The sequence below is a fragment of the Neorhizobium sp. S3-V5DH genome (genome assembly GCF_004343065.1).
GTDB classification, from domain to species: Bacteria; Pseudomonadota; Alphaproteobacteria; order Rhizobiales; family Rhizobiaceae; genus Neorhizobium; species Neorhizobium huautlense.
The window spans coordinates 548,089-570,851 of record NZ_SMCL01000001.1; the positions used below are offsets into that span (position 1 = coordinate 548,089).

Below are 22,763 nucleotides of genomic sequence, written 5' to 3' on the forward strand. Positions count from 1 at the left end.
AAGAGGTAGACGGTGGCAAACGATCCGATCCATCAGTTCCAGATCAGCAAGATCGTTCCGATTGAGATCGGCGGCATCGATTTCTCCTTTACCAATGCCTCCCTCTTTATGGTCGCCACTGTGGCTTGCGCAGCCGGCTTCCTTTATTTCTCCACCTCGCAGCGCGGGCTGATCCCCGGCCGGGCGCAGTCGGTAGCGGAAATGTCCTACGAATTCATCGCCGGCATGCTGCGCGAAGGTGCGGGCAGCCACGGGATGAAGTTCTTTCCGCTGGTCTTTTCGCTGTTCATGTTCGTACTGACGGCGAACCTGCTCGGCATGTTCCCGTATTTCTTCACCGTCACCAGCCAGATCATCGTCACCTTCGCGCTGGCGCTGCTGGTCATCGGTACGGTTCTCGTCTACGGCTTCTACAAGCACGGTCTGCATTTCCTCCAGCTCTTCGTGCCAAGCGGCGTTCCCGGCGCGCTTCTGCCGCTGGTCGTGTCGATCGAAATCATCTCGTTCCTGTCCCGCCCGGTTTCGCTGTCGGTTCGTCTCTTCGCGAACATGCTGGCCGGCCATATCACGCTCAAAGTGTTCGCGGGCTTCGTTGCCTCGCTTGGAACCATGGGCGCGCTGGGCATCGGCGGAGCCGTCCTTCCTCTCATCATGACCGTCGCCCTGACCGGTCTCGAATTCCTTGTCGCCTTCCTCCAGGCTTACGTCTTCGCGGTGCTGACTTGCATGTACCTCAACGACGCGATCCATCCCGGCGGGCACTAAGGATAACGACATTGGCGTCCTAGGCGTCAGTCTACAGCCGCAACAACCATTTCGAAGGAGTTTCTCATGGAAGCGGAAGCAGCAAAGTTCATCGGTGCAGGTCTGGCTTGCTTTGGCATGGCCGGTACGGCTCTTGGCCTCGGCAACATCTTCGGCAACTACCTCTCGGGCGCTCTGCGCAATCCGTCTGCCGCTGACAGCCAGTTCGGCCGTCTGGTATTCGGCTTCGCCGTTACGGAAGCTCTGGGCATCTTCTCGCTGCTCATCGCTCTCCTGCTGCTCTACGCAGTCTAAGACCTGACCAGGCATCCGGATCGCGGCCGCTTGCAAGATAGCGCGCCGTGATCCTTCGCATTTGGAATACACCTGGAGGTGATGATGTTCGTGACCTCGGCATATGCGCAGACCGCGCCGGCCGCTCCTGAAACGCCTGCAGCACCGGGCGCCGCTCCCGCGGGCGATCCGCATGCCGCACCGGCTGGCGAAGTGCATACCGAAACCGGCGTCGCCCATGGCGGCGAGCACGGTGGCGGCACCTTCCCGCCATTTGATGCGACCTATTTCCCGTCGCAGATCCTCTGGCTCGTCATCACTTTCGGCCTCTTCTATCTGTTGATGAAGAAGGTCATCGTTCCGCGCGTCGGCGGTATTCTCGAACACCGCCACGACCGGATCGCTCAGGACCTCGATGAAGCCGCGCGCCTGAAATCTGAAGCCGACGCCGCTGTCGAGACCTACGAAAGGGAACTGGCTGCCGCCCGTTCCAAGGCACACACCATTGCAGAGACCGCTCGCGAAGCAGCCAAGGGCAAGGCTGCGGCCGACCGCGCCGCGATCGAGACGGAACTGGCTCAGAAGCTTTCGGTGGCTGAAACCCGCATCGGGGAGATCAAGGCGCAGGCTTTCGCTCAGGTCGGCCAGATTGCCGAAGAAACCGCCTCTGCCATCGTCGATCAGCTGATCGGCGCCAAGGCATCCGGCGACGACATCAGGGCTGCAGTCGCAGCCGCGAAGACGGAGGCCTGATACAATGGCATTCGATGCAACATTTTTCGCCTTCGTCGGTCTCGTTCTCTTTCTTGCCCTGATCGCCTATCTCAAGGTTCCGGGCATGATGGCGAAATCGCTCGATGAGCGTGCCGACAACATCCGCAAGGAACTTGAGGAAGCCAAACGTCTGCGTGAAGAGGCTCAGGCGCTGCTTGCCGAATATCAGCGCAAGCGCAAGGAAGCCGAAGCGGAAGCCGCTCACATCGTGGCATCTGCCGAACGCGAAGCCGCTGCCTTGAGTGAAGAAGCCCGTCAGAAGACGGAGGAGTTTGTGGCTCGCCGGAACGCGCTTTCGGAGCAGAAGATCCGGCAGGCCGAGGCCGACGCGATCGGTGCCGTTCGGGCCGCCGCTGTCGATCTTGCGATCGCTGCCGCCGAACGGGTCATCGGCAACAAGGCCGATACCTCCACGCAGGAGGCCCTTTTCAAGGACGCCGTCGGCCAGGTGCAGTCGCGATTGAACTGATTGCGATATCTTGCGGAAGATACGAACCCCTGGAAGCTAGCCTCCGGGGGTTTTTTATTTGTGGCTGGGTTGTCAGGCGAATAAGAACTGCCGGGAGGATCGATGCAAAAGCCCAGACTGTTTGGCGCCGACTACAGCGTTTATGTACGTAGCGCCCGGCTAGCTTTCACCGAAAAGCGCGTCGCTTATGAACTGGATGCGATCGACGTCTTTGCTGCGGATGGCCCGCCCGCTTCCTATTTGAAAAAGCACCCATTCGGCCGTATTCCGGCGCTCGAGCATGGCGACTTTACGCTGTATGAGACCGGCGCCATCACCAGATATGTGGACGAGGCCTTCGAGGGGCCGGCACTGCAGCCGGTAAATATCCGCAGCCGAGCACGGATGAACCAGATCATCAGCATCGCCGACGGCTATATCTATCCAACCCTCGTCTGGGGTATCTACGTGGAGCAGGTCTCGAAACCCCGTAGTGGCAAACAGAGGGATTTTTCCCGGCTGCAGACCGCGCTCGACAAGGCGCCAATCTGCTTACAGGCGCTGGAGGATCTGATGACGGATGGGCCGTGGGCAGGCGGATCCGACCTCAGCCTTGCCGATCTTCATTTGGCGCCGATGATGGATTATTTCATGAAGGCGCCAGTCGCTCCCGGCCTGATGAGGGGAGTTCCGGCGCTCGCTTCCTGGTGGAACCGGATTTCTTCTAGGGCTTCAATGCGAGCGACGATCCCGACGAGCTGACCGCAGGATGCTAGTCCCGAAGGTGTATCCTTACGTGCCTGGCAACTCGTCCTTCCTGAGCGGACGGAAACTCATGCGGTGCAGTGAGCAGGGGCCATGCGCCTCGATGCCCGCACGATGCTGCGGGGTGGCGTAGCCGGCATGGTTGGCGAAACCGTAGACGGGATAGACATGGTGGGCGCGCGTCATCATCCGGTCGCGGGTTACCTTGGCGACAATAGATGCCGCCGCGATCGAAACGGAACGCGCATCGCCCTGGATGACCGCCTTGCCGGAACAGCAGAGGCCGCGCGGCACGTCGCGCCCATCGGCAAGAACATAGGCGGGCGTGACCGCGAGACCCGCGACAGCCCGGCGCATGGCGTCTAGGCTCGCTCGAAGGATGTTGCGTTCGTCAATGTGGCGCGGTCCGGAGGCCGCGATCGACACCTCTGCGGTTGCCATGATCGCCTCGAACAGGGTTTCCCTCTGCAGAGCCGTCAGCTGCTTGGAATCGTTGAGGCCGTCTGGAATATTCTCCGGGTCCAATATCACCGCCGCGGCAACGACTGGTCCCGCCAATGGTCCCCGCCCGGCCTCGTCCGTGCCGGCAACCGGCCAGTGGCCGGCTTTCCGCGCCAGAAGTTCCAGGCTGAAGTCCGGGACGACCGGCACTTCTTCGAAGAGCATCGGAGAATCGGGTGACGTGCGAGGCAACATGGCGGCAACCTCGCACGTCGACCCGATCTCCTGCAACCCCCGGCAGGCGATGCGGCGTCGCTATCCACCGAGGGGCGGCGGTGGAACCGGGGAGAATCCGGCGCTTGACAGGACGGGCAAGCGCCGAAAACAGAATTACAACAGTGAAGGCCTCACGCCTGCTCCATAAGATTCCGCTATCCACCTTTGATGCCTTCGAGAGATGGCCAGTGAAGACGAAACACCAGGCTCAAAGCAGCGAAAGCTGAATACCTCCGCCATCCGGCCGAATGAACAAATCGTCCCGGAGCGGCAGACCGCGGCGGACCATTTCAAGCCGTTTCGTCGCCATTTCAAATCGCCGGCCGATCTGCCAGGCATAAGGCCCGGCTCCCTTCATCCGCTTTCCGAACTCCGCGTCGTAATCCTTGCCGCCGCGCATTGAGCGGACGAGCGACATCACATGCCGATAGCGGTTGGGATAATTCTGCAGCAGCCAGTCGCGAAACAATGGGCTCACTTCCAGAGGAAGGCGCAGCAGCACATAACTTGCCTCCGTCGCGCCTGCCGCATGGCCGGCCTCGAGTATCCGCTCGATTTCGTGATCGTTAAGCGCCGGAATCACGGGGGCCACCATGACCGCTGTCGGAATTCCGGCATCGGTCAGCGCCTTGATGGCTGAGAGGCGCTTGGGAGGGGTCGAGGCGCGCGGCTCCATGGTGCGGGCAAGCTTGCGGTCCAGCGTGGTGACGGAGATGCCGACCTTGGCGAGCCCTTTCGAAGCCATTTCGGAAAGGATGTCGATATCGCGTGTAATGAGTGCCGACTTGGTGACGATCGCGACCGGGTGATTGGCCTTGTTCAGGACCTCGAGGATCTGCCGCATGATGCGCCATTCTCGCTCGATCGGCTGGTACGGATCGGTATTGGTGCCGATGGCGATTGCGCGCACCTTGTAATCCGGTTTGCTAAGCTCGCGCTCAAGCAGCTTCGGAATGTCGGGTTTGGCAAACAGTTTCGATTCGAAATCGAGCCCCGGCGAAAGACCCATATAGCTGTGGGTCGGCCGCGCGAAGCAATAGATGCAGCCGTGCTCGCAGCCACGATAGGGATTTATCGAGCGGTCGAAAGACAGGTCGGGGGATTCATTCCGGGTGATTGCAGTACGCGGCTTTTCGACTTGCACCTCTGTCTTGAACGGTTCGAGTTCTTCGATGGTCTGCCACCCGTCGTCGAACACCTCCCGGCGTTCTGCCTCGAAGCGGCCGCTCGGATTGAGCCCGGCCCCACGTCCGCGCCTGCGGTCCACTTCGACCCTGAGACCGGAGGACTTTACCAGTGCATCGGCAATATCGGCCGTATGAGCAGGCGCCAAAGCGCTCTGCCGCAAATGGGACAGCTCGTTCATGGGGTGCTCCTGACGGGTGTTCGTCCCGTTTCTGATGATTAAATTCCTAGCTGCAAAATAAGAACATTGCAAGAACAAAATTTGGCGACAGGTTTCTGGTTTTTTGTGGCGCGATGCGGTAAACGTCAGGAATGCTGACTGTCATCTTGGAATGCCGCGATCAGGAATCAGAGCTGGCGCAGACGCTCTCGCTGCTTGTTTCCGCGGCGGTGGAAGGGCTCGTGAGCGACGTGGTGGTGCTTGATCACGGCTCGCGGGATGGTACCTCCCGGGTGGCCGATGCCGCCGGTTGCCGTTTCCACACCCATTGGGACATTAAGGATATTTTGCGGTCCGCGCGGGGCGAGTGGCTGCTGTTGCTGGAGCCCGGCGCCCGATTGCAGACCGGCTGGATCGATGAGGTCATGGAATATCTCGCACTCGGGAGGCAACCGGCCCGATTCGCCCCATCTCGGACTTACCGGCGGCCGTTCTTCAAGCGCATCGGGCGGGCCGTTCCTCCGCTGGAACATGGCCTGCTTTTTCCCAAACGCCAGGCAATCGCGCTCGCGAAGTCAGGCATGGATCTTGAAACGCTGGCGAAGGGGCAAAAAGCCATCAAGCTCGTCAGCGAAATTATTCCCGCCTGGGTCGCCAAGGCGGTGCATTAGCTGGGCGGGAGCCGCTCCGGCTATTTCTGCGATGAGGCGCCGCGCTTCAGGTGCTCGTCGAGCCGCGGCATGATCTCGATGAAGTTGCACGGCATGTGCCGATAATCGAGTTGCGCCTTCAGGATGCCGTCCCAGGCGTCCTTGCAGGCGCCCGGTGAGCCCGGCAGCACAAAGATGAAGGTGGCATTCGCCACTCCGCCGGTCGCGCGTGATTGGATTGTTGAAGTTCCTATCTTGTCGTAGGAAATGCGGTGGAAGACCTCGGAAAAGCCGTCCATGCGTTTTTCAAAAAGCGGCTCAAGCGCTTCCGGGGTGACGTCACGACCGGTGAAGCCCGTACCACCGGTGGTAATCACCACGTCGATCTCGGGATCGAGCGTCCATTCCCGCACCTGAGCGGCGATCTTGTCCTTGTCGTCAGTCACGATGGCGCGGGCCTTCAGCTCATGGCCTGCTTCCGCAATGCGTGCCGCAAGGGTGTCGCCCGATTTATCGTTTTCCAATGTGCGGGTGTCGGAAACGGTCAGCACGGCAATGCCGACCGGAATGAAGGAACGGGTTTCGTCGATCCGGCTCATGATGTCTTTCCAGCGTTCTGGCCAACGGTCTGCACCGCCTGGAAATACCAGTCCGGCCTTTGGCCGGTCAGATTTTCCGCGGCTCTCTCTGCGATCTCGGCGGAAGGAAATATGCCGAAGCAGGTGGCGCCTGAACCGGACATCCGCGTCAGCATGGCGCCTTCTGCGCCGATCATATTGGAGATCTGGTCGATTTCGCGCACCAGCGAGCGTGCCGGCGGCTCGAGATCGTTGCGTAGGCTTTTGAGGAAAGGGATCCAATCCATTTCTAAGGCACCGATCGGTGGATTCTCCTTGCGGGTGAGCCGCTCGAAGATGTCGGGCGTCGACACGCCCACCAACGGATTGCCGAGCACGAGGGCGAGCGACGGCAAGGTGGGCAAGGCTGCAATGTCTTCGCCTATGCCTTTGGCGACCAGGGCCTCGCTCTTGAGGCACATGGGCACATCGGCGCCAAGTGCCAGGGCAAGAGCTTGGATTTCCGGTTCCGGCAGTGGGCTCTTCCAAAAGCGCAGGAGACCCCGCAAGGCGGCTGCAGCATCTGCAGACCCGCCTCCGATCCCGGCAGCGACGGGCAGGTTTTTTTCAAGATGGATTGTGACGGGCGGAGCGGTGAAGCCGGTTGTTCTAAGCTTCTCCCGCAGCAGATCGCGAGCCTTTAGCACCAGATTCCCATAGGTGCCTTCCGCTTGATTGGGTAGAAGGTGCGCAAATCGTCCGGAAGCGGTGAATTCGTCGCCCTCCGCTGCCGCAAACTTCAGCCGATCGCCGGCGTCGGCAAAGGTGACGACAGTTTCGAGCAGATGATAGCCGTCAGACCGCTGTCCCGTGACGTGCAAGGCAAGATTGATCTTCGCCGGGGCCAGCTCGAAAAGGCCCGCCTCTTCGGTGGACCCGGTTTCAAAAGGCATGCCATCGGCAAACATGATGCGTCAGGACTTCTTGTCGGGATTGGCAGGTGCCGGTGGGGTCGGGGGAACGGGTGCGATCTGGCTGCGGTCGGCCGTTGTGGCATTTGGGTCCAGCGGTGGCAAACCCTTCTCGATCTTAGCCTTGATCTGCTCGCGGTTGATATCCTCGCCTTCCGAGATCAGTGCCCGGTTCCACTGGTAGACCGCTTCCAGTTTGCGGCCGACACGCCAGTAGGCATCGCCCAAATGGTCGTTGATCGTCGCGTCGCCCGCACGAAGCTGCACTGCGCGCTCGAGCTCGGTGACCGATTCCTCGAATTTGCCCATGCGGTAATAGGCCCACCCGAGCGAATCGACGATATAGCCGTCGTCAGGCCGGGCCTCCACCGCCCTGCGGATCATATCGAGGCCTTCCTCGAGATTCTTGCTCATGTCGACCAGGGAATAACCGAGATAGTTCAGCACCTGCGGTTGTTCGGGGTTGAGCTCCAGGGCCTTGCGGAAATTCGGCTCGGCCTTGTCCCACTGCTTGAGCCGCTCGTAGGCGATGCCCCGCTGGAAGAAGATGGTCCAGTCGCCGGCCTTCGGTACGGGGCCGACAACGCCGATCGCCTTGTCGTAGGTTTCCGCCATGGCTTTGTAGTCCTTGGCTTCGGAAAGCACGCTGCCATAGGCGATATAGCTGCGGATATCGCTTGGATCCGATTCGATCAGCGATTTCAGATGCTGCTTGGCCTCATCGACCTTTCCTGTTTCCGACAGCGTTATGCCCAGCTGCAGTTCCGAAATCCGCCGCATCGGCGAATCGGTCGGCACGCTTGCATAAAATTGGATGGCGCGCTCGGGCTGCTTCAGTTTTTCGGCAATGCCGCCAAGCAGGATCAGCGTATCGGCGCTCTTCGGATCAAGTGCGTGAGATATCTGCAGATAGAGCGAAACCATGTCCTCGGCGCCCTGGCGGTTCAATGCACCGCCAATGGAGAACAGAACGCCTGCAGCGCCTTCCGCCGCGTTGGTCACCTGCTGTTCGGGGTTCTCGCCCTTCTCGATGCTCTGCCGCAATGCCTTTAGCGGCGCATAGTTGGAAACCATGCCGTCCCCGACCGCGATCGCGTCGAGTGCCTTCTGCCTGTTGCCGGCGGCTGCTTCCAGGCGCGCGAGCGCCATGACGGCACGCATGAAGGTGTCGGGCGCGGTTGCCACGGCTTCCTTGTTGGTGACGGCCGTATTGAGATGCTGCCGGGCGGTTCCGATGTCGCCGGCTACCAGCGCCATGGCGCCGAGATGGTAGTCGGTGAAGACCTTGAACCACGGTGGGCCCTTCAGATTGCTGACGCTCGATATGGCTTGCTTGCCTTTGCCGGCGCCAACCTGTGCCCAAGCCAGGAGTAGCTGATGGGTCAACCGGTCGAGATCGTTCGGGCCCTCATAGGCGAGGACTTTTTTGGCCGTGTCGAACTTCTTGTCGCGCAACGCGTCAAGGCCCCGCACGATCTTGGTGATCCGCTCGACGGCTGAATCGCTCTTGAGGGCTTCCGCTTCCTGGAGCCCGTCGTCGAAGTCGCCGTTGAGCAGCAGCGAGATCATCAGCCGCTCGCGGATTTCCAGGTTGGCCGGGTCGAAGGTGAGCGCCTTGCGGTAAAGGGTGATGGCAGTCGAATAGTCATGATCCACATCCGCAGTGCGGGCGGCGAGGAAGGCGCCCGAAAAGGATTGGACGTCGCCGGGGCTGAAGGTCACGACCTCTGCTGCGGTCGGCCTTGGTTCCTCGGTTGCGGCATTCGCGGCCACACCAAACAGGAGGAGGGTCGCGACTGCCGCACTGGAAAGCAGAAGAAGGCTGGATGTCCGCCGCATGAAGATGCCTTTCGTGTAGAGCATGGCGCAGCAGTAAATGCCGCTGCCGTTCGCGCCCATTTGATTCACGACAGAATGGCTTTTTTGAAGCAGGTCCGCAAGGAAATCTCCAGCGCCGCAGTAGGCGGCGCCGGTCAAACCTTTGTTGGCCAGTACTGTTTTAGTTAACGCGCTGGATCGAAAAGTCGATGACCTCGAGAAGCGCTGCCTTGATCGGCGAGTGCGGCAGGGGCGCCAGCGCGTCGCGAGCGATGGTACCATAGTGCAGGGCGCGGGCGATGGTATCGTTCAGCGCGCCGTATTTGTTCATCAGGCCAAGGGCTTTTTCCAGGTTCTCGTCGCTGCTTTCACCCTTTTCGATCGCCTGGCGCCAGAAGGCCCGCTCGGCCTCGGTGCCGCGGCGATAGGAGAGGATGACCGGCAGCGTGATCTTGCCTTCCCGGAAATCGTCGCCGACATTCTTGCCGAGATCGGCGGCTTTTCCGCCGTAGTCCAGTGCGTCGTCGACAAGCTGAAATGCCAGGCCGAGATTCATGCCGTAGGATTTGAGCGCGCCGCGTCCTGCCTTGTCGGCATTGGCGATGATCGGACCGACTTCGGCTGCCGCGGCGAAGAGAGCGGCGGTCTTGGCGCGGATGACGGAGAGATAATCGTCTTCTGTCGTTTCCATGCTCTTGGCGACGGAAAGCTGCAGCACTTCGCCCTCGGCGATCACGGAGGCGGCGGTCGACAGCACGTCGAGCGCTTCGAGCGAACCGACCTCCACCATCATCTTGAAGGCTTGGCCCAGCAGGAAGTCGCCGACCAGAACGCTTGCCTGATTGCCCCAGATCATCCGGGCGGTGGATCTGCCCCGGCGCAGATCGCTTTCATCCACCACATCGTCATGCAGCAGGGTCGCCGTATGCATGAACTCGACGCTAGTCGCGAGCTTCACATGAGCGTCGCCCTGATAGCCGAACAGCGAAGCGGATGCCAGTGTCAGCATCGGCCGCAGCCGTTTGCCTCCGGACGAGATGAGATGGTTGGCCACCTCGGGAATCATCTGCACGTCGGAACCGGCCTTGGACAGGATCAATTGATTGACCCGTTCCATATCCGCTTTGGTGAGGTCCACCAGAGGCTTGACGGATGCGTGTTTGTTTTTGCCTTCTTCAAGCGGTATGACGACGCCCAACGATGAGGCCTCCCTAGCGAAATCTTTCGGGCGACAATAGAAAGAGGCGGATAGTGCGGCAAGCGCAAATCGTATGCTGCATGGTCTAATGGAGTTCAAAAAGAGTCATGCTGGAGATTATTCGCACCAACGACGTCGTAATCCTGTCGCTGGCGCAAAGCCTGATGAAAGACGCCGGCATTCACTGCATGATCGCGGATCAGTCGATGAGTGTGCTGGAGGGGTCGCTTGGACTGCTGCCACGCCGCCTCCTGGTGGATGAGGAGCGGGCCGAAGAGGCGCGGCGGATTTTGACGGATGCGGGGTTGGAGGCGGAGCTGCGGTCCTGATGACGGCATCGGCCTATACCATCGACGCATTTCATCGCGGCAGATTCCACATCATGCAGCCGAAGGGCGGCGGACATCGCTCCGGCGTAGATGCAATGCTGCTGGCCTCGCTGGTGGCGTCAGACAGGCCGGTCACGGTCGCCGATCTCGGTTCGGGTGCCGGCGCGGCCGGGCTTGCCGTTGCCGCGCGCCTCGCGGAAGCGAGAGTAATGCTGGTCGAAAAATCGCCGTTGATGGCCGATTATGCCCGCCGGACCCTTGCGCTGCTCGAAAACGCTTCCCTGGCGGGGCGTGTTGAGGTTCTCGAAGCAGATGTCACTTTGACGGGCAAGCCACGGATAACTGCGGGGCTGCCGGACGAGATCTTTGACCACGTCATCATGAACCCTCCCTTCAACGATGCCGCCGACCGCCGGACGCCGGATGCATTGAAGGCCGAGGCTCATGCCATGACCGAAGGTCTGTTCGACGGCTGGGTTCGCACTGCAGGGGCAATCATGAAACCTGGCGGGCAATTGTCGCTGATTGCCCGGCCGCAATCGATCGCCGAGATTATCGATGCCTGCGGCAAACGCTTCGGTGGGTTGGAGATAACCGCGCTCCATCCGCGTCCGGATGAAAGCGCCACACGCATTTTGGTTACGGCCATCAAGGGCTCGCGGGCGAGGCTGACATTGAGGGCGCCGCTCTTCGTGCACGGCGCGGACGGACACGCTTTCACGCCGTTCGTGGACGACCTCAACAACGGCCGCGCCGCGTATCGGCGAATCGGCCCGAAAGAAATCTGCAGCCGGCGTAAAGTCTGAACCGGCGGTGCGCTCTTCGGCCGTTTTGGCCTGTTTTCAGGGCGCTGCCATTGTGTTTGCGAATCCGTCACATACATGCTGGGGCAGGCCCAATGCGACAGAAGGAAGAAAAATGAGCGGGTTTTGGAATAGGCTGATGCCGAAGCGGTTCCGTAAGACTGGCGTGACGATCCCTGTCGTCCGGTTGCATGGGGCGATCATGGCCGGTGGCAGCCAATTCAAGCAGCCGCTCAATCTGGCCGGCGTTGCGCCGATGCTGGACAAGGCCTTCTCGAAGAAGGAGGCGCCGGTTGTTGCCATCGCCATCAATTCACCGGGCGGTTCGCCGGTGCAGTCGCGCCTGATCTTCCAGCGCATCCGGGCGCTCGCGGAGGAAAAGAACAAGAAGGTGCTGATGTTCGTCGAGGACGTCGCAGCATCCGGCGGTTACATGATAGCGCTCGCCGGCGACGAGATTTTTGCCGATCCCACCTCCATCGTCGGCTCGATCGGCGTTGTCTCCGGCGGCTTCGGTTTTCCGGAATTGCTTCGCAAGATCGGCGTCGAGCGCCGGGTCTATACCGCTGGCGAAAACAAGGTGATCCTCGATCCGTTCCAGCCGGAGAAGGAAGGCGATATCGAGTATCTGAAGGCGCTGCAACTCGAAATCCACAAGGTTTTCATTGACATGGTGAAGATGCGGCGTGGCGAGAGGCTGGCCGATGATGCGACCATCTTCTCCGGTCTCTTCTGGAGCGGCATGCGCGGCGTTGACCTCGGTCTGGTCGACGGATTGGGCGACATGCGAGACGTTCTGAAACGTCGCTATGGCAAGGATGCCAAGCTGGAACTGATCGGCAGCGCCCGCACGCTCTTCGGACGTCGCGTGCCGGGAGTGGTATTTGGCGAGGGCAAGGCCGGCGAAATCGCCGCAGAGCTGACCACGGGACTTGCCGCCGGGCTTGAGGAAAAGGCATTGTGGAGCCGCTACGGTCTTTGAACGGCCAAAACGTGAGGGGGAAATGGCGCAGCTCATATTTTTGATCATCCTGATCGGCGGCGGCTGGATGTTGTACAAAAAGTTCATCAAGGATGCCGAACGGCTTTCTCAGCGCTCCCGCCAGCACGAGAAGGAGCGCCAGACGGGTGCGGTCGGCACGCTGGAAAAAGATCCATTGACCGGTGAATACCGGGTGAAGCGGGACGAGGAGTAAGCGCCGCGGCCCGGCGTTTCGAAACCTTTAATCCTTGACCCGTGCCCCTCATGCGTGGCACTCGTCCGCGTCCCTCCAACCGAACCTGATATCGCCATGACCGAGCTGCCTGACCATATGTCCCTGACCCGCTCCTTCCAGGGGCTGATCCTCGCGCTCCATAACTATTGGGCAGACAAGGGCTGCGCGGTGCTGCAGCCATACGACATGGAAGTCGGCGCCGGGACCTTTCATCCGGCGACGACGCTGCGCGCGCTCGGGCCGAAGCCTTGGAAGGCGGCGTATGTGCAGCCGTCCAGGCGACCGTCCGACGGCCGTTACGGCGAAAACCCGAACCGCCTGCAGCACTACTACCAGTATCAGGTCATCCTGAAGCCGAACCCTTCCAACCTTCAGGAGCTCTACCTCGGCTCGCTGAAAGCGATCGGTCTCGATCCGCTGCTTCATGACGTGCGGTTCGTCGAGGACGACTGGGAAAGCCCGACGCTTGGCGCCTGGGGTCTCGGCTGGGAATGCTGGTGCGACGGCATGGAAGTTTCCCAGTTTACCTATTTCCAGCAGGTCTGTGGCATCGAATGCTCCCCGGTGGCGGGCGAGCTCACCTATGGCCTCGAACGCCTCGCCATGTATGTCCAGGGCGTCGACAATGTCTACGACCTGAACTTCAACGGCCGCGAAGGCGAGGAAAAGATTTCCTATGGGGACGTCTTCCTGCAGGCGGAGCAGGAATATTCCCGCCATAACTTCGAATTCGCCGACACCGCCATGCTGCATCGCCACTTCATCGATGCCGAAAAGGAATGCCAGGCTCTGCTCGCGGCAGGCGCTCCCGGCGCGAACGCCAATCAGATGCTGCACAAATGCGTCTTCCCGGCCTATGACCAGTGCATCAAGGCTTCTCACGTCTTTAATCTGCTCGACGCGCGCGGGGTGATTTCCGTGACCGAACGCCAGAGCTACATTCTGCGCGTGCGCACGCTTGCCAAAGCCTGCGGCGAAGCGTTCCTGTTGACGGAAGCGGGCGGCGCGAATTTCGGCAAAGAGGCTGCGTGATCGACGGCAGGCTCTAAGGCCTTCGACGGTCCGTTTGACGCCCTTGAGGAAGTATGCCTAGTGTCCGCCCGGAATTATACGGTTCTGGGGGATTCGCGCATGTATATTCTTCTCGGTATAGTCGTTCTCGTCGGCCTATACGTTGTCATGCTCTACAACGGGCTGGTCAAATCTCGGCAGATGGCTGAAGAGGCATGGTCGGGCATCGACGTGCAGCTGAAGCGCCGCGCCGACCTGATTCCGAACCTCATCGAAACCGTAAAGGGCTACGCCGCCCATGAAAAGGGTACGTTCGAAGAGGTTGTCAAGCTGCGCAATCAGGCGCAGGCCGTACCTGCAGGAGATGTTGCGGGTCGAGCGCAAGTAGAAGGTCTTCTCGGCCAGGCTCTTGGCAAGATCATCGCATTGGCGGAAGCCTATCCGGACCTCAAGGCGAACCAGAACTTTTCTGAACTCCAGGCCTCGCTGGAGACGATTGAAAGCGAAATTCAGATGTCGCGGCGTTACTATAATGGTGCGGCCCGCGATCTGAACGTCAAGGTCGAAAGCGTCCCCTCCAATCTGATCGCCAGCCAGTTCGGTTTTTCCAAGCGCGAATATTTCGAGATCGAGAACGCGGCGGACCGCGCCGTGCCGGCCGTCAAGTTCTGAACTCCGCTATTGGACCTTTCGGACGCAACGGTTTATGAGCGCGGTCGGCCGCGCTTTTGCGGCGTAAAATCAATGTTGCGGCGTCCCTGACGTGCCGGAACGGCATGGCAGCGCTGCAGATGGCATAAGAGACGATCACCATGGGCAGAGCCAAACTCACCATCCTGCCGCCCGGCAAGCCGCTCTCCGGCCGCGCCATGCCGCCCGGATCGAAGTCGATCACCAACAGGGCGCTGCTTCTGGCTGGACTTGCAAAGGGTACGAGCCGTCTCACCGGCGCGCTGAAGAGCGACGACACGCGCTATATGGCAGAGGCGCTGAGGGCCATGGGCGTTGAGGTCGGTGAGCCGGATGCAACGACCTTCGTCGTCACCGGCACGGGCAAGCTCATGCCGCCATCTGAACCATTGTTTCTCGGCAATGCCGGGACCGCGACCCGCTTTCTGACCGCGGCTCTGGCGCTCGGGGAAGGCCGGTATGTCGTCGACGGCGACGAACACATGCGCAAGCGACCGATCAAGCCGCTTGTCGAAGCACTGAAGTCGGTGGGCGTAGCGATCGATGCACCGAGCGGCTGCCCTCCCGTCACGATCGATGCCAATGGAGCCTTCACCAGAAATGCGGTCGTTATCGACGCCGGTCTTTCCAGCCAGTATGTCTCGGCGCTGCAGATGGCCGCCGCCTGCGGTTCCGAACCTTTTCTCATCGAACTCGCGGGCGCGGATATAGGCGCGCGAGGGTATATCGATCTGACGCTCGCGGTCATGCGTGCCTTCGGCGCCAAGGTCACCCAGCCGACGCCGTCTTCCTGGAGGATCGAACCGACCGGCTATCAGGCCGCTGATTTCGCCATCGAGCCTGACGCGTCGGCCGCCACTTATCTCTGGGCGGCGGAAGTGCTGACCGGCGGCGCCATCGATCTCGGCGTGCCGGCGGATGCTTTTACGCAGCCGGACGCCAAGGCCTACGAGATTATCTCGCAATTCCCGCATTTGCCGGCGGAAATCGACGGTTCTCAGATGCAGGATGCCGTTCCGACTATCGCCGTGCTTGCCGCCTTTAATGAGACCCCCGTACGGTTTACCGGCATTGCCAATTTGCGGGTCAAGGAATGCGATCGCGTCCGCGCGCTGTCGCTCGGCCTCAACAATATTCGCGAAGGTCTCGCGACGGAGGAGGGGGATGATCTCGTCGTCGCCTCCGATCCATCGCTGGCGGGCCAGACCCTGCTGGCGGAGATCAACACGTTCGCCGACCATCGCATCGCCATGAGTTTTGCCCTGGCGGGGCTGAAGATCGGCGGCATTACCATTCTTGATCCCGATTGCGTTGCCAAGACCTTCCCGGCCTATTGGGACGTGCTTGCCTCGCTGGGTGTGGCTTATACAAACATCGAATAACTGAAAAAAATCGGCCAAGCCAAGGGGAGATATGTCGTGATGCGGTGGTTCTCCGGTTTCTGGGTCTCACTTCTCCTTTGTTTGTTTGCGGCACTCCCTGCACGGGCGGAGGAATACATCCGCTCCTACCATTCCGATCTCCAGGTTGCCGCCGATGGCGACCTGACGGTCTCCGAAACGATAGTTGTCAATGCGGAAGGCAACCGGATCAGGCGCGGCATCTTCCGCGATTTCCCGCTGACCATGCAGGACGCTGCGGGACGCACCGTGCGTGTCGGTTTCGACGTCATATCGGTCACCCGCGACGGGCGCGACGAGCCTTATCATACGGAAACGGTGGCCGGCGGCATCCGCATCTATACCGGATCCGAGGATGTTTTCCTTCGCGACGGCGAACATACCTACGTCGTCACCTACCGGACCGACCGGCAGATCCGTTACTTCGACGACCATGACGAACTCTACTGGAACGTCACCGGCAACGGCTGGCAGTTTCGCATCGCGCAGGTTTCGGCTCGTGTGACGCTTCCAGGAGGCCGGGTCACTCAGACCGCCGCCTATACCGGTCCCCTTGGCTCCACGCAGCGCAACGCGCGCATGCAGGCAAACGGGAACGAGGCAAATTTCGCCACCACCCGTCCGCTTGGCGAACAGGAAGGACTGACCGTCGTTGTCGGCTTTCCCAAGGGCGTGGTCGCGCCGCCTTCTGCCGATCAGGAGCGCGACTGGTGGCTGCGCGACAACATCAATCTGTTCTTGGGACTTGGTGGACTGATCCTCGTCGTCGCCTATTACTCGGTGTTCTGGAATCGCGTCGGCCGCGATCCGGCCGGCGGGGTCATGGTGCCGCGCTGGGATGCTCCCGACGGCATCTCCCCCGCACTCGTCAACTACATCGACAACAAGGGTTTTTCGGGCGGCGGTTGGACAGCCTTTTCCGCGGGCGTGCTCGATCTTGCCGTCAAGGGATATGTGGTGCTCGATGATTTGAAGGAAAAGATCGTGCTGCGCCGGACGGACAAGACCGCGCCGCGGGATCTGCCGAGCGGTCAAGCCTCTATTCTGGGTTCCATCGGCGGAAAGGGCGAAAGCCTCGTGATCGACGAGGCGCACGGGACGACGGTCCAGTCGGTCGGCGCGAGCTTCCGGCGGGCGATCGAAAAGGAGCATCGCGGCAAGTATTACAAGGCCAATACGGGCTATATCGCGGGCGGCGTCGCTCTCAGCGTATTGTCGATCCTCGCCTTGATCGTCTTCGGGAATCTGGAGCCGGACATGATCGCGATGCTGATCGTGCCCGCCTTTTTCGCGGTCTTTATCGGCGGTTTTGCCGTGAGTTTCGGAAAGGGAATGAGGCGCGGTTCTTCCCTGCTGTCGAAGGTCGTTTCGGTCGTGATCCTCGGTTTCATCGGCCTGGTCGCTTTGTCGATCGGGTCGGCGGTGATGGTGGCACTCCTGTCCGAAATGACGGGCAACGATCATTGGCCCGTCCTGGTGGCCGTCGGCGGTATCGTTCTTGTCAACGTGATGTTCTTTTTCCTGATGGGCGCGCCGACGCCGCTCGGCCGCAAGCTGATGGACGGCATCGAGGGCCTGCGCACCTATCTGACACTTGCGGAACAGGACCGCATGAACATGGCGGGCGCACCGACCATGTCGCCGCAGCATTTCGAAAAGCTTCTGCCCTATGCGGTGGCACTCGGCGTGGAAAAGCCGTGGAGCCGCGCCTTTGAAGCATGGCTCGCAACGGCCGCGGGTGCCGCAGCGGCTTCCTATGCACCTGGCTGGTACAGCGGCAATTCCCATTCGAACTTCGGCGACCGCATCGGTGGCTTTGCCTCCTCGATGTCTTCCACCATCGCTTCGACCATCCCCGCGCCGAAATCCTCCTCGTCCTCGTCCGGCTTTTCGGGCGGCTCCTCCGGTGGCGGCGGAGGCGGTGGCGGCGGGGGAGGGTGGTAGGCCACTTTCCCCAATACCCCTGATGACTTTTTGCGGTGGGCTTGCTAAGGCCACACCCTGTTGAACAATCATCAAAAAGTTGATTATCGATGCCCGATCTGCTTCTCGAACTCCGCTCGGAGGAAATCCCGGCCCGCATGCAGCGCAAGGCGGCGGGGGATCTCAAAAAGCTCGTCACCGACGCGCTGGTGGAAGCGGGGCTGACCTATGAAGGTGCACGCGAATACTGGACACCGCGTCGGCTCACCCTCGATATCCGGGGCCTGACGGCGCGTTCCGCCGATCAGCGCGAGGAGATCAAAGGACCGTCGACCAAGGCGCCGGAGCAGGCCGTTCAGGGCTTCCTGCGCAAGGCGGGTCTTTCTGCCGTTTCCGAGGCGCAAGTCGTCAACGATCCGAAGAAGGGTGATTTCTACGTCGCGGTCGTCTCCAAGCCGGGCCGTCCGGCGGAACAGATCATCGCCGAGGTGATGCCCGGCATCATCCGCAATTTCCCCTGGCCGAAATCCATGCGCTGGGGCGCGGCTTCCATGCCGAAAGGCGCGCGGTTCTCCGGCGTCGAGGGCAAGGGGTCGGAAAGCCTGCGCTGGGTGCGCCCGCTGCAGTCGATCGTCTGCATGTTCGGCCCGGAACACGAAGAGACGCAGGTCATTCCCTTCGAGATCGATGGATTGGTCGCCGGCAATATCACCTACGGCCACCGTTTCCATGCGCCCGAGCCGATCATGGTGCGCCGCTTCGAGGACTATGTGGCGAGCCTCGAAAAAGCGAAGGTCATGCTGGATGCCGATCGCCGGAAGGATGTGATCCTTCATGATGCGCGCGACCTCGCCTTCGCCAACGGCCTCGATCTGGTCGAGGACGAGGGTCTGCTGGAAGAGGTCTCCGGCCTTGTCGAGTGGCCGCATGTGCTGATGGGTGAGTTCGAGCAGGATTACCTCGAAATCCCCGCCGAAATCATCCGCCTCACCATCAAGACGAACCAGAAATGTTTCGTCACGCGGCCGCAAGGCGGGGAGGGGCTGTCGAACCGCTTCATCCTCGTCTCGAATATCGAGGCGAAGGACGGCGGCAAGGAGATCATCCACGGCAACGGCAAGGTGGTGCGCGCGCGTCTGTCGGACGCCAAGCATTTCTGGACCCGAGACCAGGGCGACCTGCCGGACCTCGAGACGCTGAAGGACTCGGCCGAGAAGTTTGGCCTCAAGCTCGACAAGCCGCTGGACCAGCGCATGGCGAAGCTCGACGCGCTGAACGTTACCTTCCATGCCAAGCTCGGCACCCAGGGTGAGCGCGTGGCCCGCATCCGGGCGCTGGCTAAGGAATTGGCTAGGGTCACGGGCGCCGATCCGGCATTGGTGGATCGCGCCGCTGTACTCGCAAAAGCTGATCTTCGCACCGAAGCGGTCGGCGAGTTCCCCGAACTGCAGGGCCTGATGGGCCGCCGTTATGCGCTGCTCCAAGGCGAAAACGCGTCCGTCGCGGCTGCGATCGAGGATCACTACAAGCCGCAGGGCCCGTCCGACCGCGTGCCGGACGACAAGGTGGCAATCACCGTGGCGCTCGCCGACAAGCTCGACACGCTCGTCGGCTTCTGGGCGATCGACGAAAAGCCGACGGGTTCGAAAGACCCGTTTGCTCTACGGCGTGCGGCGTTGGGCGTGGTGCGCATTCTGTTGGAGCGGAAGGTGAGGCTCGCTCTCCTTGAGCCATGCCAATTTGTAAAGCAGCAGTTCTTTTACGCCAAAATCGTGGATGAATCGAAAAAGCAACAAGAACTCACGAAGGAATTGGTTCAACTTGGTGTTCAGGGAGCAGAAGACATAGGGAGCGCGCCAGCCAGAGGCGAGTATGGCCAAGTTTTAGATGTTAAAGGCCAGTGGATTTATCGAGATGTACTCGACCTCCTCTCCTTCTTCCACGACCGCCTCAAAGTCTACCTCCGCGACCAGGGTGCCCGGCACGACATCATAGATGCGGTGCTGACGCCTGACGCTGACGATCTCCTGATGGTCGCGCGCCGCGCCGAGGCGTTGACGGCCTTCATCACCTCGGAAGACGGCAAGAATCTGCTGGCCGGCACCAAGCGCTCCGTGCAGCTGCTCGCCGCCGAGGAGAAGAAGGGCACTGTGGTTGCCGATGGCGTGGCAGACGAACTGCTGCGGCTCGATGCGGAAAAGGCGCTTTGGTCGGCGATCCAGTCGGCATCGCGGGGAGCGTCGGAAGCTATTGCCCAGGAAGATTTCCGCTCGGCCATGGAGGCGCTCTCGAAGCTCCGTGCGCCAGTCGACCGGTTCTTCGAAGAGGTGCTGGTCAACGACGAAGATGCGGCGATCCGCGCCAACCGCCTGGCGCTTCTGAAGGCCATCCGCGAAGCAACGGCGACGGTCGCCGACTTCTCCAAGATCGTCTCGTAACAAAAAGGCCGCCAGGCTTTCGCCCGACGGCCCGCGGCCCCCAGCCCTGAGGGTCCGTTAGCTTGCCTTGCGCATCTTCTGCGCAGTGTGACGAAGCGCGCTTGTGCCGCCGTCATGCCCGACGCGGAAGCTGCGGATCAGGCTGAGCAGCTCATCGGTATCGGTCGCCAGCGCTTCGGCGGAAGCGGTCGTCTCTTCCGCCATTGCCGCATTGTGCTGGGTCGCTGCGTCGAGCTGGTTCAGCGAGGATGAAATCGACCGCAGCGTCGTATCCTGTTCGGATGCCGAATGGGCGATCTTGCCGACGATCTCGCTCGCGTCCTTGACCTGACTGGAGATGCGTTTCAGTGCCTCGCCGGCTTCGCCCACGAGCCGGACCCCGTTCTGCACCTGACCGGAAGAGCGGGAGATCTGGTCCTTGATCTCCTTCGCGGCCGCTGCGGAGCGCTGTGCAAGCTCGCGCACTTCCTGGGCGACAACTGCAAAGCCCTTGCCGGATTCACCTGCACGGGCGGCTTCGACGCCGGCGTTGAGCGCCAGGAGGTTGGTCTGGAAGGCAATCTCGTCGATCACGCCGATGATCTTTGAAATCTCGCCCGACGAATGCTCGATGCCGCCCATGGCTTCGATCGCCTGGGCAACGATCTGGTCGGAGCGGGTGGCCTCAGTGCTGACCGAGCCGACACGCTGCGCCGCTTCATGGGCACCTTCGGCCGTATGACGCACGGCAACCGTCAGTTCGTCGAGGGCTGCGGAGGTCTCTTCAAGGTTTGCCGCCTGGCGCTCGGTGCGCTGCGAGAGCTCGTTTGAGGCGCGGCGGATTTCTTCCTTCGAGCCGCTGATGTCGATGCCCTTCGCATTGACTTTCGCCATCGCGGCTTCGAGCTGCCCGAGGGCTTCGTTGAAGTTGTGGCGCAGCGCTTCGTAACGCGGCCCGAGATCGCCGCAGCGGATGGTCAGATCGCCGGTGGCGAGAGCTTCCAGCGCCTCCCCGATCGTTGATACGACGCGGGCCTGTGCCACAGCGTCCTGCTGCTGCATGTCGAGGTTCTGCTGGCGCTCGCGGTCCAGCTCCAGCTTCTGCTTCTCTTCCCGCTCCGCCATGGCGTGGCGCTCGCGGATTTTCTCCTGCAGCGCCTGTGTGGCACGCGCCATCAACCCGACTTCGTTGGCCATTTCCGTGTGCGGAATGGTGATGCTCACATTCTCGTCGGCAACGGCTTCCAGCGCGGAATGCACCGCCGCCAGAGGCTTGGTGATATTGCGGATGACGAGGACTGCGACCCCGAGCGCCGCGAGGAATGCAACGAGACCGAAAGAGACGACCTCCATGATCGTCTGCTGGATCTTGGCTTCGAGATCGTCCACGTAGACGCCAGTAGCGACCACCACGTCCCAAGGCTGGAACATGTTGGAGTAGACGGCCTTCTTGTAGACCTGATCGCTCGACAGGCCCGGCTTTTCCCAGTGATATTCCGTGATGCCGCCGCCTGCCTGTGCATTCGCGACGATTTCCTCCCGGAAGAGCTTGCCCATCTTGTCGGGTTGACCCTTTTGGGCGGTGCCGACGTTCTTGGAATTGAAGTGGAAGGTCATGACGATGTCTTTCGTCATGCCGAAAATATAACCTGCCGGCTCGAACTTGATGGCGGCGACAGTGGCGTAAGCCTGGGTCTGTGCCTGTTCGCGGGTCAGCTTGCCCGCCTTTTCCAGTTCGTAGTAGCTCTGAAGAATGGAGATCGCCGATTCCACCTGCGTGCGCAGCATGTCGTAGCGCTCGGCGTAGATCGAGGCGATCGAGGTGCGGATCTGGTAATAGGTCACAGTGGCGAAGGCCACCATAAGGACCGCCACGACGGTCAATAACTGATGAGAAATTTTTAGGTTCTTCATGTTCGCGCGCTTTCACCCGGCCGGATCTCCTGACGGAGCCGGGGCGGAGTAGATGGTCGGAGGGGAATTGCGCTTCCTGCGCTGGTCGCGTGCTCGCATTGCACGAAGCGACCATGCGTCTAAATGATTGAATAAATTTTAATTATCAGGCCAGGATCTGGCACTGGTAGATGGCCGCTGCATTCGACTCGCGGAAGGCGGTCTTGGCTGCAATCAGCGAAGCCGAAGTTCAAACCCATCAAAAGATAGGGGAACGGGAGCCATGGCTGCCTGATCGACTTTCTGTTGAGCTGGACCGATAACCGCCCCGGTTGTCGCCTCGATATCGATGCCATCCTTGGAAGCTTCGATCGTGGCGAGCTGGGTTTCCGTCGAAACCTGGGATGTGGTCTGGAGCGTGGCGACGGCCCTATCTTCGATCATCCACTCTGGAAGTTTGCTGACATGGATGACCGGCGAGCCGCCCAACCAGGCTTCGGTGCGAACGAGCTTCTTCTCGCCGTTGATATCGACGATTTCCATCTTCTGGGTCCCCTGCGCGAGCTCAGGCACCTTGTAGGTGGGCTCTTTCGCTTTCCGCGTAACGTCCGGGCAGTCGGCACAGCGTTTTTCGACAATGCTGGGGCTGGATGGATGCACACCGCCGACGGGCGTAATGGAAGATGCAAAAGTTGCACTGCTGGCAAACACGAGAGCCGTAGTCAGAACAAAACGCATAACCGGAATCCTTCCCTGATCGGCGGGAGGGTAGCGCGGTTTCCTTTCGATCCCGTCAGGA

General features: G+C 60.9%; 23 protein-coding genes. 15 read left to right on the forward strand and 8 right to left on the reverse strand.

Going from position 1 to position 22,763, the window contains the following annotated elements; genetic code table 11:
- Positions 1–12 precede the first annotated feature (12 nt).
- From EDE09_RS02675 to EDE09_RS02695, 5 genes are all read left to right on the forward strand, one after another.
- Positions 13–765 (forward strand): F0F1 ATP synthase subunit A, encoded by a 753-nt coding sequence (locus tag EDE09_RS02675; RefSeq protein WP_105374129.1) that lies wholly within the window; start codon positions 13–15, stop codon positions 763–765.
- 66 nt (positions 766–831) lie between these two features.
- Positions 832–1,059: a F0F1 ATP synthase subunit C gene (locus tag EDE09_RS02680; protein ID WP_037158317.1), complete on the forward strand. Its 228-nt coding sequence runs from the start codon at positions 832–834 to the stop codon at positions 1,057–1,059.
- A gap of 81 nt (positions 1,060–1,140) precedes the next feature.
- Positions 1,141–1,791, forward strand: coding sequence for a F0F1 ATP synthase subunit B (locus EDE09_RS02685; RefSeq protein ID WP_165924098.1), 651 nt, complete (start codon positions 1,141–1,143; stop codon positions 1,789–1,791).
- Between the two features lie 4 nt (positions 1,792–1,795).
- The gene (locus EDE09_RS02690) at positions 1,796–2,281 is read left to right on the forward strand and encodes a F0F1 ATP synthase subunit B (protein ID WP_132408718.1); all 486 of its coding nucleotides are present in this window, start codon (positions 1,796–1,798) and stop codon (positions 2,279–2,281) included.
- Between the two features lie 102 nt (positions 2,282–2,383).
- On the forward strand, positions 2,384–3,022 hold the full coding sequence (locus EDE09_RS02695; RefSeq protein ID WP_132408720.1) for a glutathione S-transferase family protein: 639 nt from the start codon (positions 2,384–2,386) through the stop codon (positions 3,020–3,022).
- Between the two features lie 30 nt (positions 3,023–3,052).
- Here EDE09_RS02695 and EDE09_RS02700 read toward each other — a convergent pair whose 3' ends face one another.
- Positions 3,053–3,721, reverse strand: a complete 669-nt coding sequence (locus EDE09_RS02700) for a ribonuclease HII (RefSeq protein WP_105374133.1) — start codon at positions 3,719–3,721, stop codon at positions 3,053–3,055.
- Between the two features lie 229 nt (positions 3,722–3,950).
- Positions 3,951–5,108, reverse strand: a complete 1,158-nt coding sequence (locus EDE09_RS02705) for a PA0069 family radical SAM protein (RefSeq protein WP_105374134.1) — start codon at positions 5,106–5,108, stop codon at positions 3,951–3,953.
- A gap of 131 nt (positions 5,109–5,239) precedes the next feature.
- On the opposite strand from EDE09_RS02705, the gene EDE09_RS02710 reads away from it, so the two are divergent.
- The gene (locus EDE09_RS02710) at positions 5,240–5,758 is read left to right on the forward strand and encodes a glycosyl transferase (protein WP_105374135.1); all 519 of its coding nucleotides are present in this window, start codon (positions 5,240–5,242) and stop codon (positions 5,756–5,758) included.
- Positions 5,759–5,778: 20 nt separating this feature from the next.
- Here EDE09_RS02710 and moaB read toward each other — a convergent pair whose 3' ends face one another.
- From moaB to EDE09_RS02730, 4 genes are all read right to left on the reverse strand, one after another.
- The gene (moaB, locus tag EDE09_RS02715) at positions 5,779–6,336 is read right to left on the reverse strand and encodes a molybdenum cofactor biosynthesis protein B (RefSeq protein ID WP_132408722.1); all 558 of its coding nucleotides are present in this window, start codon (positions 6,334–6,336) and stop codon (positions 5,779–5,781) included.
- Positions 6,333–7,247 (reverse strand): 4-(cytidine 5'-diphospho)-2-C-methyl-D-erythritol kinase, encoded by a 915-nt coding sequence (locus tag EDE09_RS02720; RefSeq protein ID WP_132408916.1) that lies wholly within the window; start codon positions 7,245–7,247, stop codon positions 6,333–6,335. The genes moaB and EDE09_RS02720 overlap by 4 nt, the downstream gene beginning before the upstream one ends.
- A gap of 21 nt (positions 7,248–7,268) precedes the next feature.
- Entirely contained in the window at positions 7,269–9,104 is a 1,836-nt protein-coding gene (locus tag EDE09_RS02725) for a tetratricopeptide repeat protein (RefSeq protein WP_132408918.1), read from the reverse strand.
- A 160-nt stretch (positions 9,105–9,264) separates the two neighbouring features.
- Positions 9,265–10,281, reverse strand: a complete 1,017-nt coding sequence (locus EDE09_RS02730; protein ID WP_132408724.1) for a polyprenyl synthetase family protein — start codon at positions 10,279–10,281, stop codon at positions 9,265–9,267.
- 107 nt (positions 10,282–10,388) lie between these two features.
- Between EDE09_RS02730 and EDE09_RS02735 the strand changes: the two genes are divergently transcribed.
- The 9 genes from EDE09_RS02735 to glyS all read left to right on the forward strand — a co-directional run bounded on the left by EDE09_RS02735 (position 10,389) and on the right by glyS (position 20,092).
- A complete protein-coding gene (locus tag EDE09_RS02735) occupies positions 10,389–10,610 on the forward strand; it encodes a DUF2007 domain-containing protein (protein WP_105374138.1) in 222 nt (73 codons plus the stop codon).
- Positions 10,610–11,416, forward strand: a complete 807-nt coding sequence (locus tag EDE09_RS02740) for a methyltransferase (RefSeq protein ID WP_132408726.1) — start codon at positions 10,610–10,612, stop codon at positions 11,414–11,416. Before EDE09_RS02735 ends, EDE09_RS02740 begins: the two co-directional genes overlap by 1 nt.
- A 112-nt stretch (positions 11,417–11,528) precedes the next feature.
- Complete coding sequence (locus EDE09_RS02745) at positions 11,529–12,395, forward strand: S49 family peptidase (RefSeq protein ID WP_132408728.1); 867 nt, start codon at positions 11,529–11,531, stop codon at positions 12,393–12,395.
- A gap of 22 nt (positions 12,396–12,417) precedes the next feature.
- Positions 12,418–12,609 (forward strand): hypothetical protein, encoded by a 192-nt coding sequence (locus EDE09_RS02750; RefSeq protein WP_132408730.1) that lies wholly within the window; start codon positions 12,418–12,420, stop codon positions 12,607–12,609.
- Positions 12,610–12,705: 96 nt separating this feature from the next.
- Entirely contained in the window at positions 12,706–13,662 is a 957-nt protein-coding gene (locus tag EDE09_RS02755; RefSeq protein ID WP_132408732.1) for a glycine--tRNA ligase subunit alpha, read from the forward strand.
- A gap of 99 nt (positions 13,663–13,761) precedes the next feature.
- A complete protein-coding gene (locus EDE09_RS02760) occupies positions 13,762–14,313 on the forward strand; it encodes a LemA family protein (RefSeq protein WP_105374156.1) in 552 nt (183 codons plus the stop codon).
- Positions 14,314–14,453: 140 nt separating this feature from the next.
- On the forward strand, positions 14,454–15,713 hold the full coding sequence (aroA, locus tag EDE09_RS02765; RefSeq protein WP_132408734.1) for a 3-phosphoshikimate 1-carboxyvinyltransferase: 1,260 nt from the start codon (positions 14,454–14,456) through the stop codon (positions 15,711–15,713).
- Between the two features lie 39 nt (positions 15,714–15,752).
- Positions 15,753–17,675 carry a DUF2207 domain-containing protein gene (locus EDE09_RS02770; protein WP_132408920.1) on the forward strand — a complete coding sequence of 641 codons (1,923 nt, stop codon included), beginning with the start codon at positions 15,753–15,755 and terminating at the stop codon, positions 17,673–17,675.
- Between the two features lie 89 nt (positions 17,676–17,764).
- Positions 17,765–20,092: a glycine--tRNA ligase subunit beta gene (glyS, locus tag EDE09_RS02775; RefSeq protein WP_132408736.1), complete on the forward strand. Its 2,328-nt coding sequence runs from the start codon at positions 17,765–17,767 to the stop codon at positions 20,090–20,092.
- A 57-nt stretch (positions 20,093–20,149) separates the two neighbouring features.
- On the opposite strand, the gene EDE09_RS02780 is transcribed toward glyS, so the two are convergent.
- Positions 20,150–21,985, reverse strand: a complete 1,836-nt coding sequence (locus EDE09_RS02780) for a methyl-accepting chemotaxis protein (protein ID WP_132408738.1) — start codon at positions 21,983–21,985, stop codon at positions 20,150–20,152.
- Between the two features lie 213 nt (positions 21,986–22,198).
- The gene (locus EDE09_RS02785) at positions 22,199–22,702 is read right to left on the reverse strand and encodes a plant virulence effector HPE1-like domain-containing protein (protein WP_132408740.1); all 504 of its coding nucleotides are present in this window, start codon (positions 22,700–22,702) and stop codon (positions 22,199–22,201) included.
- Positions 22,703–22,763: the final 61 nt, after the last annotated feature.